This is a genomic window from Flavobacterium tiangeerense (genome assembly GCF_007830355.1).
Taxonomy (GTDB): Bacteria; Bacteroidota; Bacteroidia; order Flavobacteriales; family Flavobacteriaceae; genus Flavobacterium; species Flavobacterium tiangeerense.
The window spans coordinates 140949-153389 of the sequence record NZ_VLKO01000011.1 but is presented as its reverse complement, the minus strand read 5'-3'; the positions used below and the strand labels follow the sequence as shown (position 1 = coordinate 153389).

12 protein-coding genes are annotated in these 12441 nt (G+C 32.2%); all 12 read left to right on the top strand.

Annotation, left to right across the window (positions count from 1 at the left end; translation table 11 throughout):
• The first annotated feature begins 1806 nt into the window (after positions 1–1806).
• Positions 1807–2055, top strand: a complete 249-nt coding sequence (locus IQ05_RS13590) for a DUF6364 family protein (RefSeq protein ID WP_144893850.1) — start codon at positions 1807–1809, stop codon at positions 2053–2055.
• A complete protein-coding gene (locus IQ05_RS13585) occupies positions 2052–2465 on the top strand; it encodes a type II toxin-antitoxin system VapC family toxin (protein ID WP_144893848.1) in 414 nt (137 codons plus the stop codon). The genes IQ05_RS13590 and IQ05_RS13585 overlap by 4 nt, the downstream gene beginning before the upstream one ends.
• A 472-nt stretch (positions 2466–2937) precedes the next feature.
• Entirely contained in the window at positions 2938–3324 is a 387-nt protein-coding gene (locus tag IQ05_RS13580; protein ID WP_144893846.1) for a hypothetical protein, read from the top strand.
• Between the two features lie 191 nt (positions 3325–3515).
• On the top strand, positions 3516–3752 hold the full coding sequence (locus IQ05_RS13575) for a hypothetical protein (protein ID WP_144893844.1): 237 nt from the start codon (positions 3516–3518) through the stop codon (positions 3750–3752).
• A 504-nt stretch (positions 3753–4256) separates the two neighbouring features.
• A complete protein-coding gene (locus IQ05_RS13570; RefSeq protein ID WP_144893842.1) occupies positions 4257–4823 on the top strand; it encodes a hypothetical protein in 567 nt (188 codons plus the stop codon).
• A gap of 213 nt (positions 4824–5036) precedes the next feature.
• Positions 5037–5408: a DoxX family protein gene (locus IQ05_RS13565; RefSeq protein WP_144893840.1), complete on the top strand. Its 372-nt coding sequence runs from the start codon at positions 5037–5039 to the stop codon at positions 5406–5408.
• Positions 5409–5414: 6 nt separating this feature from the next.
• A complete protein-coding gene (locus tag IQ05_RS13560) occupies positions 5415–5633 on the top strand; it encodes a DUF4287 domain-containing protein (RefSeq protein ID WP_144893838.1) in 219 nt (72 codons plus the stop codon).
• 629 nt (positions 5634–6262) lie between these two features.
• The gene (locus IQ05_RS13555; RefSeq protein ID WP_144893836.1) at positions 6263–9457 is read left to right on the top strand and encodes a PAS domain S-box protein; all 3195 of its coding nucleotides are present in this window, start codon (positions 6263–6265) and stop codon (positions 9455–9457) included.
• A 347-nt stretch (positions 9458–9804) separates the two neighbouring features.
• Positions 9805–10170: a hypothetical protein gene (locus tag IQ05_RS13550; RefSeq protein ID WP_144893834.1), complete on the top strand. Its 366-nt coding sequence runs from the start codon at positions 9805–9807 to the stop codon at positions 10168–10170.
• A gap of 95 nt (positions 10171–10265) precedes the next feature.
• Complete coding sequence (locus IQ05_RS13545) at positions 10266–11165, top strand: DUF3347 domain-containing protein (protein WP_144893832.1); 900 nt, start codon at positions 10266–10268, stop codon at positions 11163–11165.
• Between the two features lie 176 nt (positions 11166–11341).
• Positions 11342–11650, top strand: coding sequence for a heavy metal-binding domain-containing protein (locus tag IQ05_RS13540; protein WP_144893831.1), 309 nt, complete (start codon positions 11342–11344; stop codon positions 11648–11650).
• A gap of 75 nt (positions 11651–11725) precedes the next feature.
• Positions 11726–12439, top strand: a complete 714-nt coding sequence (locus IQ05_RS13535) for a heavy-metal-associated domain-containing protein (protein ID WP_144893829.1) — start codon at positions 11726–11728, stop codon at positions 12437–12439.
• The last annotated feature ends 2 nt before the right edge of the window (positions 12440–12441 follow it).

The following is a 12441-nucleotide window of genomic DNA, read 5'->3' as shown; positions in this document are numbered from 1 at the left end:
GTTCTTTTCTTCCTTGCATAGTTAAAAATACAATTTCTTTTACTTTTTTGCAAGTTTTTTTTGATATATTTGTTCGAGTTGTGCAACAAGCACACGGGCTAAGCAAAATGCCTTGCGCTTCTTTTGATAAAATAGTACAAATTAAAAAATTTGGCTATTTTAGCAATTATTAGTGAAGCGGGCGAAAGAAGGCACTTCGCCTAGCCCGGGAACGTTACTGGAGACTTGTGCCGAAATTACGCAGATAAAAACAATTAGAAAATATACATTTGTTTCCGCAAGAAGTTAACAAAGTAGAAGCGTGAAAATTGAAAAGGAAAGTCAATTTTAATAGCTTAAAAAAATAAGATGCATAACCGAACTGACAAAAAAATGTCTAATTGATAGATGAAACTGATATGAAATTGAAAATAATTGAGAAAGTCTTAACAAGCTTTGGAATATTAAATCTTATTATTTTTTTACTATTTCTGACTTTTGGAAATAATGGAGGTTGGTTTGTGGTAGATTTACCTTATTTCTTTGGAGAATTAATTTTATTCTATTCGCCTATAGTTTTTACAATATTATCAATAATACTTTTTGCTTTTGAGTATTATAAAAATAACCATAAAAATTGGTATTACTTTTTTATAATTACAATTTCATATTTACCAGTTATTCTTTTTGTTATACTTTCAATTCATAGACCAGCACATTAATGAAGTGTGGAAATATAACAAGTTTTGAATAAACTTGAAAGTTGGATTTTGCCAACAGAAGCGTGAAAATTTTGCGATTAAATTGTAATTTCGACAAAAACAAGCCTCCAGTAACACACGCTACAAGCAATTTGGGTATTAGGCTTAATTTGAAATTGGTTTTGTGTCAGGAAGATTTGGCAAATCCGAATAATGGGCTTAATTTAGTCCCAAACTGCTTGTAGCGCGGGAACGTTACCACTCATTTAAATGAAAATCGTTAAAATATTAACAATTACGTTTTTATGTCTACTTGTAACGATAATCTTTGCAGGCGGTGGACACGGTACATATATTCCAGCAAAAATAATCTTCCCTTTTACAATGTTATTAGCAAAGTTAAATAACGAAATAAATTTCATTGGTTTTGTACTAGCTTTAATTCAAATCCCCATCTATAGCCGAATTTTTATACTTAAACCGAAATGGAAATACTTATTGATTGGAATACATTTATTTGCTGTTATTTTATGCTTCTACTTTAATAATGACTCATTTTGAATATACGTGAATTCACTAAACTAAAGACCGAATATAAAAGTATTGTAATTAGTAGTGCTTTACTTTTTATACTTCTCATTTTATTGTTCCTAATCGAAATTTTTATTTTTTGGGGAATTTATGGTGAAGGTGCAACTGCAAGCAGAATTTCAGAACTATGGTACGTTGAAATAATTTTAGATTATTTACCGATTGTAATAATTGGTGGGTATTTAGGACTGAAAACTTATTCAAACTATAGAAAGCGGAAATATATTGAATCCAAAACAAACATAATTACATTATTGATTTTGGTTTTTTTATTCTTAATCCGAAACGAAATACAACAACTAATATTCTGAAGATAAACGAGTGGTAACACTTGTTACTAGTGATTTGGGTAATTGGCTTAATTTAAAAATGGTTTTGTATTTGTGAGAATTTGGTTAAGCAGAAAAATAACGCTAATTTAGACCCAAACCCGCTGTAGCGCGGGAACGTTGGCAGTAATCGCAAAAAAAAAAATCGAAATTAACATTTATTACGTCCTAAATTTATATATTTGTACGTATAAATATTTTATGTTATGGATACTAAACTCACATTAAAGCTTGACCAAGAGATAATTGAAAAAGCTAAACATTATGCGTCTGAAAAAAAATTAAGCTTATCTCGAATTATAGAAAATTACCTTAATTCTTTGACTTCAGATAAAACGAATAATGACATACAAATTTCGCCATTCGTAAAAAGTCTTTCTTCAGGAATTAAAATTCCAGATGATTATGATTATAAAAAAGATCGTGCTGATTATTTAGAACAAAAATACAAATGAGCAGGATATTTTTAGATACCAACGTAATATTAGATTTGTTGGGAGAAAGAGTTCCTTTTTTTGATTCAATTGCTAAGGTTGCTACCTTGGCAGACCAAAAAAAACTTACTCTAATTGTCTCACCTCTTTCATTTACTACAATAGATTATGTTTTGAATAAATATGAAACTTCCGAATCTGTTCTGAATAAGCTTCGAAAATTTAAAATAATCTGTGAAGTTTGTGAGGTTAATGAGGAAACAATTGACAAAGCGTTGAATTCGAATTTCAAAGATTTTGAAGATTCTGTTCAATATTTTACTGCTTTACAATCTAACTGCTCAATAATTATAACTAGAAACGGAAAAGATTTTAAGAATTCTACAATTCCAATTATGACAGCTGAAGAGTATTTAAGTAGCATTATATAAAGCGACTACTGCCAACACACGTAGCAGTTGTGCAACTCTCTTAAAAAGTAAAATTTCAAGATAAACATAAAAAACAACCTCGTTTAAGGATTTTAAGCGAGGTTTATTTTTGGCTTTAGGTTTTAGTTTGTAAAAATATAAAGCCTTAAAAGTCGGTTTTCAAGTCATTGAAAACTGTTTTTAGAGAAGTTGGTGCTATTTAAAAAAGTATCTATAATCCCGAAGCTTCGGGAGAACTGGATTGTCTTGGCTTATCGTGTCCTCTATACTCACTATTTGCAGTTGATTACGCTGTATTCCTTGTATGTATTGCATGTTTAAAAATACAAAATATTTATTTTTCTTACAAGATTTTTAATGTATTTGTTTGAAAGATTACTCCGTCTATTCGCTATCGCTCGGGTGTGAGGTTTTTTCACAGTCTGACGTTGTGCGACATTCGCCAATATTGCGGATAAATCAAGACAATAACATGATAGAATTATTTGTACATTTTATTTTCATATTTATTAGTTCCATATTTTTGGTGTATGCAATTTGGTATAAAGGAAAGCGACGATTAATTTTTGGAATTTTGTTTTTAGTTGTCTTTGGTTTTTATTTCTCATCTATTATAAAAAGTCATTACGAAAATTCTTTAATCGAAGCAGAATATGTTGGGAAATATGACTTAAAAAATTATAATAGCCGTCGATCTTGCGTGTTAGAATTGTTTCTCGACAATTCTTATAAAATTTATGATGGAATTAAAGAATACGAAACTGGAAATTGGGAATACGACGAAGATGGAGATCATTCATTTATAAAGTTTACAAATGGCGGCGAATTAGGTCTTAATCAATATGAATTCGAGAAATAGAACGTCGCACAACAGCCACTACAACGGATTTGGGTATTTGGCTTAATAGAAAAATGGTCTTGTATTTGGGATGATTTGGCAAATCCAAAAATAGGGCTTGATTTAGTCCCAAACCCGCTGTAGTGCCAGAACGTTACCTTTTATTTTGAGACCGAAACAACTAATGAACAGTATAAATACAATCAGCTAACATGTTAAAGAAGCTCTCAATAATTAGTTTATTCATTCTATTCCTTCCGTTTTTTCAAACTTGTTCTGACAAAGATATTGCTGAAAATACAATGCTGAAAAAAAGTCCATTATTGGAAGAAGTAAAAAGCAATCCCAAAACTGAACTTAATGGAAAAGAATTTAACTTGACTTTAGAAGAATTAACTTTAAAGAAGAAAAAGGCAATTACTGATTTTGTTAAACTCAAAAAGAACTAACAATAAACGGCTATCAAATTGGAAAAATATTTATAGAAGATATTAAAACTCCACAATGGGCAATATTTCCGTTTACGATTTCACTTTTATTAAATCTACTTCTAATAATCTATTCGTTCAAAGAGAAACCGAAAACAATTTTTATTTTAGGTGCAATAAACTTGACTTTATTGACGGCACCTTTAATTATACTGTACTTCGGAAAAATATTTAAAGACATAGAGCAACTAAAAATTGGTTATTACTTATTAGTATTTAATTTGACAATAATTGTTTTTCAATCATATTCCCAATTGAAAAGAAAAAAAAACAGGTAACACACGCTACAACGGATTTGGGCAATTGGCTTAATGGAAAATTACTTTTGTGTTTAAGATGATTTGGCAAGTCCTAAAATAGGGATTAATTTAGTACCAAACTGCTTGTGTTACCGGAATTTTAGCAGTTATGCAAGGCGCCAATGGAAAACTGCTAGAGATTTGAAATCCTAAAATGTAAAATAAAATGAGAGAAAGGGAATTTTATAAGATTCGTTTATATTTCACTGCAATAACTACTGCTGCTATTTGGGTGCTTTTAATTTGGGATCATTTCCATGATGGTGTACCTAGCCATCACATACTACAAAATGAAGACTTACCTAAATTTTCAAATTGGTTGGGAGGAATTCTAATTCCATTGCTTACGTGGTTTCTATTATACAAAATACAAAAGAGAATTAGAAATAATTCAACTATTTCTAAATTCCCAGTAAATATATTTTATGCCTTCATTGCAGCATTATCTTTCGGATTATTGCTATCCGTTTTTTTTACTTTAGGATATTCTGAAATACCATTCTATCTGATTGTTTCATTGTTAGTTCTTGCAATTTTCTTGCCTATTTACAAGGCCGAATGTTTTCTAGGATTTGTTCTTGGTATGACTTTTACTTTTGGTGGTGTGCTACCCATCGGAATAATATCAATTCTTAGCTTAATTGGAGCGGTTTTATATCTAATAGTGAAACCCGGAATACAATTTTTCATAACAAAAACTTCATATTTTATCACGTCCAAAAAAAACACTTAGACATTATAAAAAAAGTGAATCAGGATAGGTCAGAACCGCTAACACTTCCTATGCAATTATTACTGGTTTTCAGTAGCTTCAATTCTATTTTTAGGAATAAATTCTATCTTAGCGAAGAATACTCCTCCCGCTTTGAACGCAAAGTCGCATAGCAAGGGAACATTAGCGATCATTGTACCGCAACTCACGGCAGAAGATTAACAATATAAAAAAATGAAAAAAGACAAAATAATTTATTGGACAGCGACAACAATCATTGCTTTATTTGAAGGACTAATGCCTGCATTGACTTCACAAACAGAATTAGCAAAAGAAGGAATTAAACATTTGGGTTATCCAGAATACTTTGGAAACGCATTGGTTGTTTTTAAGATTTTAGGAGTTTTGGCGTTAGTTATTCCACAAGTTCCGAAACGAGTAAAAGAATGGGCTTATGCCGGATTTGCATTTAACTTTGTTTTTGCAATAATTAGTCACGGAGCAGTTGACGGACTAAATGGACAAACATTTTTCCCATTGATTGTGTTTGGAATTTTGGCTATTTCATATATTTACTATCATAAATTAAATTCTAACGAAAATTAAAAATTTATGTCATTTCAAGCATACATAGACAATATAAAAGCAAAAACAGGAAAGACTCCTGCTGACTTTAAAAAAATGGCTGAAACAAAAGAATTTATAATTGACGGAAAAATTAATCCGGAAATTAAGGCTTCCGAAATTACAAATTGGCTCAAAGAAGAATTTGAATTAGGACACGGACACGCAATGGCAATTTATGCAACATTCAAAGGGAAAACTGAATGACAAGAAAAATAACAAACCGCAAAAATTAGATACAGAATATCAATAGGATTTAGTATCCTCTTTTTTTGAAGCCGTTTTTAGCTTGTTTTTTTTTAGTGTTTTTCCTTTACTTTTTAGCAAACCTGCACCTACCCTTAAAACCAATTTTGACAGGAACTATGAAAACAATCAAACTCTCAATTCAGCTTATATTGGATTCGTATTTATAACCTACAAAACCTAAGCCGAATTTTAAACCTATTTAACCATAAGTTGACTTTCATCTAAAAGAGTTTTAATTATAGTCTAAATCCTTTATTTTAATTCTCAAACAAATAATTTTCGTTTTGAGGTTTTTAGATAATCTTCCATTTAAAATAATTCAAAAATAACCACATTCCCATACTAGCAATTTTAGCTAGCTGTATTTTGTAGAATTACCGTTTTCTAAGCTTCCCTTTAGACGACAAATGAGCGTTTACGAACTCCCAGCCATCTCTAAGTGGCAAATCCTTATGCTTCCCATCAGTCAAAATTCTAATAAAGCGAACTTCATTTGATATACCGATATTATTAAGCAAGCAAATATAAAATCATTGGCAAGCTTTTACATTCATTAATCGGATTTTTTATCTGATATTTACAAACATATGGATGCAAAAGATTACATCAGGATATTCGAGCAGTCTCCCGCATTGATGCTTGTTATAGATACCAGCTTTATCATTATTGCTGCTTCAGACGATTTTATTAAAAAAACCAAAACCACCCGTGAGTTTATTACTGGACAAAACATTTTTTATGTTTTTCCATCTAATCCTGACAATACAAACCGAAATGAAGAAAGTACGATTCGAGCTTCTTTCAACCGCGTGATCAAAAATAAAACTGCCGATACCTTGCCAGTAATAAGATACGATATTCCTAAACCTGCATCTGAAGGTGGTGGATTTGAAACAAAGTATTGGAAAGTAGTGAACTCCCCTATTCTAGATGATAACAATAATGTACAATATATCATTCAGCGTTCTGATGATGTTACTGAAAATAAAACGCTTGTAGCGCAACTTGATGCAGAGCAAAAAGCCATAAAGCAACTGGAGGAAAGCGAAAAGCGATACAACATGATGCTTCTTAAATCTCCTTTTGGTTTTGCTATACTCAAGGGAAAAAATATGGTGATAACCCTAGCCAATGATTCCGTAAAAGAAATGTGGGGAAAAGGCAAGGACTTAGAAGGAAAGACTTTACTTGAAGTTTTACCTGAGATCAAAGATTCCGAATTTCCCGATTTGCTCGATAAGGTTTATACCAGCGGTACACCATTTTGCGGAGATGAGGTACTTTGCCCTGTTTTTCGCAATGGTAAATTGGAGGATGTTTATTTCAATTTTGTGTATCAACCCTATCTGGAAGCAGATGAGACTATTTCTGGGATCACCATTATTGCTTATGAAGTAACAACAGCTGTGATTGTAAAAAATGCATTAGCCGCACTACACAATGCAGACCAGAAAGCATTGAAGAAAATAGAAGAAATTAGCAATCGGTATTACATGATGCTTATGGATTCGCCATTTGCTTTTTGTGTAATGAAAGGAAAAGATATGATGGTTACCCTTGCTAACGATTTAATGAAAGATTTTTGGGGAAAAGGTAAAGATGTAGAAGGAAAAAAGCTCTTGGAAATATTACCAGAGATTAAGGATCAGCCATTTCCTGAAATGATCGAGAAAGTATACATAACAGGTATTCCATTCTATGCCAATGAAATACTCGGAAAAGTAACCTACAATGGTAAGCTTAAACATAAATATTTTAACGTTGTTTTCCAACCCTATTATGACGCAGACAACTCCATTTCTGGTGTTACACAAATAGCGTATGAAGTAACAGAAATGGTGATGGCGCGCAAAAAAATAGAAGAAAGTGATAAGCGATATAACATGATGCTGATGAATTCGCCATTTACTTTTGCCGTGCTAAAAGGTAAAGATCTGACTATTGAACTTGCCAACGACCAGATTAAAGAAGTGTGGGGAAGAGGAAACGATATAGAAGGTAAATCGCTGCTTGAAATTATGCCCGAACTTAAAAACACCACATTCCTAGATATGCTTGATGAGGTACGTGCCACCGGTATTCCTTTTCATGGTATTGAAGTACAGAGCCCTAAAAATATGCATGGAACTATAAAGGAAGAGTATTTTTTCAATTTTGTTTTCCAGCCTTATTTAGAAGCGGACCAGACTATTTCAGGTATTACTATTATTGGTAATGAAGTAACTGATCAGGTGATTGCAAAAAGGGGAATTATAGAAAGCGAAAGGAATTTAAGACAGATTTTAGATTCTATGCCTCAAAAAATAACTAACGCCGACACAGAGGGTAATGTGATTTATTTTAATAAAAAATGGCTGGATGACACAGGACTAGAGTTTGAAAAATTAAAAGGTTGGGGATGGGAAAAAGTAATTCACCCCGATGACTTGGAGATGACTATAACAAATTGGTCAAACTCCTTTAAAACTGGAGAAATTTTTGACATGGAATGCCGAATCTTAAATAAACACGGTGCATACAAATGGCATTTAAGCAGGGCTTTACCCATTAAAGATGAACACGGAAAAATAAAAATGTGGGTAGGAACTAATACCGATATTCACGAGCAGAAAGATGCTAAATACAAAGCCGAAACTGCACAAATTGCTGCTGAGGATGCCATGCAAGCCAAGCAACAATTTTTGAGCAACATGAGCCACGAAATACGAACTCCTATGAACGCCATTATAGGGTTTACTAATGTACTTTTAAAATCGAAATTAGACAAAAGTCAGGAAGACTACTTAACGGCAATTAAGGATTCCGGAGATGCCCTGCTTGTTTTAATTAACGATATTCTTGACCTTGCCAAAGTAGATGCTGGTAAAATGACTTTTGAACAAACTTCGTTCAATTTAGCTGATTCGCTCTCATCAATGCTCCAATTATTCGATATGAAAATAAAGGAGAAAAATTTAGAATTGATAACACAATTTGACACCGCAATACCCGAAATTATAATGGGCGATTCTATCCGGTTGCGCCAAATCATTTTGAATTTGATAAGCAATGCTGTTAAGTTTACGAACGCAGGAAAAATAACCATTTGTGTTTCCTTGCTTAAACAAGATACAGAGGAAATAACTATTGAATTTACCATAACCGACACCGGAATTGGAATCCATAAAACCAAACTCGAACATATTTTTGAAGATTTTGGACAAGCAACTTATGAAAACTCGCGCCTTTATGGAGGTACTGGTCTTGGGCTAACCATCGTTAAAAAATTGATAGAACAGCAAGGTGGCACCATACGCGTGGAAAGCGAATTAGGCAAAGGATCAGCCTTTAGTTTCCAATTAAACTTTGCTAAAACAAATCAAAAAATAGAGCAGGAATCGGAACCGGTTTCAAACACACAAGCCGAGGTAAAAAAAATAAACATATTGGTAGCCGAAGACATGCCACTGAATCAACTTTTAATTAAAATAATACTTGCTGACTTTGGCTTTGATGTAGATATTGCGGGCAACGGAAAAATTGCGATTGAAAAACTAGAACAAAATAAGTACGACCTGGTGCTAATGGATTTACAAATGCCCGAAATGAATGGCTTTGATGCAACCGCATACGTGCGTAACATTATGAAATCTGATATTCCCATCATAGCACTAACTGCAGATGTTACTTCTGTTGATTTGGAAAAAGCCCAAGCTATGGGAATGAACGATTATGTCTCTAAACCTGTTGATGAACAACTGCTATACAGTAAAATAATTAAGGCACTCCAAAAAACCGATTGAGTAAATTATCTTTTATAATGAAGATCAAATATTCTCAGAGATCCTAAACATTTTGGACCATACACCAGGGTATTTTGGACTACAATTTAGCAGAAGATAGCTGAAAAAAAATTAGCAACTAGAAAAAAGCGAACGCACATCAGGCTGTCAAAAACGACCGCTAGAATTCACTTTCAGGATGTTTATCTTCCTTTGTTTGGTTTTTATAAAATATAAAAATACGTTAGCTACTCCACGCCTGTTGTCTGGCAACGAAATAGTAACTGCTACCTCTTTGCTACACGGATCACTAAAAACCCTGCTGAAAATTAACATAATATTTTAGAATTACGCCTTATCTTTGACAAATGAAAAAAAGGTTACACATATTAATTATAATGCTATCGCTTGGCTTCTTTTTGTTGCCATCTTTGGGTTATGCATGTGGAACTAAAACTGAAAAAGAGTGTAACAAAAAAGAAGCGACTTCTAAAACCGAAAAGAAAGAGTGTTGTAAAAAAACACAATCTAATGAAGAAGACAATAGTTGTGGCGGAAAATGTGGTCATTCAAACTGCACCACATCAACAGTAAACTTTAGTTTAATTTCGTTCAACGAAATAGAATTTAACAACTATAATTTTAATTTTTCTACTGAAAAACCAAAATTTCATCATTCAGAAACCTATATTTCTTCAGGTTTTACTTCCGTTTGGCTTCCACCAAAAATATAATAATTTAGAATTTTAACAGCCATAAAACTGTCTTGTCGAAAACAAATACTTTGTTTTCAAAATTATTTATATATCAAATATTAAAATTTATTAAAATGAAACTAATGTCAAAAACATGGGTAGCAATCACAGTATTGCTATCTTTTACAGTGTCCAACGCACAAATTAAAAGTTCAGTAACCGAAACAGTTAAAATCTTTGGTAACTGCGGGATGTGTGAAACAGCAATCGAAAAAGCTGGTAATATAAAAAATATAGCCACTGTAGATTGGAACGAAGATACAAAAATGGCTACAGTAACGTATGATAGCAAAAAAACAAATCCAGATGAAATTTTAAAAAGCATTGCATTATCTGGTTACGACAGCGAAAAATTTCTTGCCCCTGATAACGTATATTCAAACCTTCCTGGCTGTTGCCAATACGATAGAGAAGCAAAAATTGATGTAAAAACAGAGCCTAAAAAAGAAATTGCTGCAGAAAACCACAGTGAACACGCAAATCATTCAGAATCAACAACGGTTGAAGCAAAAAAACTAAGTGCTAGTATACAGGCGATGGAAACCAACCCACTAAAAGCTGTTTTCGACAACTATTTTGAGGTTAAAAATGCTTTAGTAAAAACAGACGGAAACGCAGCATCTACAAAAGCAAAAGAATTGCTTTCAGCAATAAATGCTGTCAAAATGGAAACTTTAAATACAGACCAACACACCGTTTGGATGAAGGTTTTAAAAACCATAAAAGTAGATACTCAAATCATCGCAAACACTAAAGATGCGAAAAAACAAAGAGATCATTTTGATACGCTTTCATCAAATATCTACGCTTTAATTAAAGTCTCAAAACAAAAAACACCAACATACTACCAATATTGTCCAATGGCAAACAATGGTAAAGGGGCCAACTGGTTAAGCAAAGAAAATACAGTTAAAAATCCGTATTATGGCTCAATGATGTTAAGCTGTGGTAAAGTTGTCGAAACTATAAAGTAATTGAAATGTGAATTACACAACTTAAACAAATAAATCTGTAACATTCTAAATGCAAAGACATTATAATATTGCAGATAGAAAATGTGCAGAAATCTGCAAGAAGTAAAAATATAATCAATTCAAGACTAACTACTTATCTAAAAAAGTATATTGTTTTGTTTTAAAAAGATAAAAAAATGAAAAATGTAATTTTAACCGCTGTAGCATTGGCATTAGTAACTGTTTCTTGCAACCAAAAAAGCAAAGAAGATACATCAACTGAAAATGAAATAGTAGTAACTGACACTACTGTCATTACAAATGATGCAACAAGTTCAGAAAGTAAAACTATAATTATGGAGAAAGACACCGTTTTTGTGAAAGAAACAACCAAAAAGGAAGTAGAAACCAAAATTTTTTCTTGTCCGATGCACCCAGAAGTTCAAGGTGAATTAAACAGTGAATGTTCAAAATGCGGAATGCCATTAACTGAACCTGTTATGTAAATCAATACTATTTTAAAATCTAATAAATCAACTTTGCATTATTTTTTGTGAAGTTGATTTTAATTATACAAACTCATGACACACACCTACACAGTACTAGGAATGACCTGTTCAAGTTGTGAAGCAAAAGTAAAATCGGCTCTATCAACAATAGAAAATGTTACAAATGTTACCGTTTCAAAAGATACTGAAACCGCAACTATTACAATGGATAAACACATTGCTTTACCCAACTTACAACACGTTTTAGACTCAAAATATCAAATATCAGCAATCAATCACAGTGAAATTGGAGAACAAACTAAGTCATGGTTTGAAACCTACAAACCCATTTTGCTGATCTTTTTCTACATTTTATTAGTAACTACATTGGTGCAAACGCAAAATACAAAATTTGACTTTATGCAAGCAATGAGACATTTTATGTCAGGATTCTTTCTTATTTTCTCTTTTTTTAAATTACTAAATATCAAAGGTTTTGCTGAAAGTTATGTGATGTATGATGTTCTAGCAAAAAAAATTCCAGCATGGGCATACCTATATGTTTTTATTGAATTAGGATTGGGAATTGCATTTCTAATCAATTTCAATCCGATACTAACTAATTCACTTACAGTACTCGTAATGAGTATCAGTATCATTGGTGTACTACAATCGGTCTTAAACAAAAAGAAAATTCAATGTGCCTGTTTGGGAGCAGTTTTCAATTTACCCATGAGTACTGTAACTATTATTGAAGATGCATTGATGATTGCAATGAGTGGCATTATGTTATGTGTACTGATTTAAAA

Bases quoted from the DNA above. Each gene is read 5' to 3' on its own strand.
- IQ05_RS13585 (WP_144893848.1), top strand. From the start codon at position 2,052: ATGAGCAGGATATTTTTAGATACCAACGTAATATTAGATTTGTTGGGA.
- IQ05_RS13555 (WP_144893836.1), top strand. From the start codon at position 6,263: ATGGATGCAAAAGATTACATCAGGATATTCGAGCAGTCTCCCGCATTG.
- IQ05_RS13560 (WP_144893838.1), top strand. From the start codon at position 5,415: ATGTCATTTCAAGCATACATAGACAATATAAAAGCAAAAACAGGAAAG.
- IQ05_RS13570 (WP_144893842.1), top strand. From the start codon at position 4,257: ATGAGAGAAAGGGAATTTTATAAGATTCGTTTATATTTCACTGCAATA.
- IQ05_RS13550 (WP_144893834.1), top strand. From the start codon at position 9,805: ATGAAAAAAAGGTTACACATATTAATTATAATGCTATCGCTTGGCTTC.
- IQ05_RS13535 (WP_144893829.1), top strand. From the start codon at position 11,726: ATGACACACACCTACACAGTACTAGGAATGACCTGTTCAAGTTGTGAA.
- IQ05_RS13545 (WP_144893832.1), top strand. From the start codon at position 10,266: ATGAAACTAATGTCAAAAACATGGGTAGCAATCACAGTATTGCTATCT.
- IQ05_RS13580 (WP_144893846.1), top strand. From the start codon at position 2,938: ATGATAGAATTATTTGTACATTTTATTTTCATATTTATTAGTTCCATA.
- IQ05_RS13565 (WP_144893840.1), top strand. From the start codon at position 5,037: ATGAAAAAAGACAAAATAATTTATTGGACAGCGACAACAATCATTGCT.
- IQ05_RS13590 (WP_144893850.1), top strand. From the start codon at position 1,807: ATGGATACTAAACTCACATTAAAGCTTGACCAAGAGATAATTGAAAAA.
- IQ05_RS13540 (WP_144893831.1), top strand. From the start codon at position 11,342: ATGAAAAATGTAATTTTAACCGCTGTAGCATTGGCATTAGTAACTGTT.
- IQ05_RS13575 (WP_144893844.1), top strand. From the start codon at position 3,516: ATGTTAAAGAAGCTCTCAATAATTAGTTTATTCATTCTATTCCTTCCG.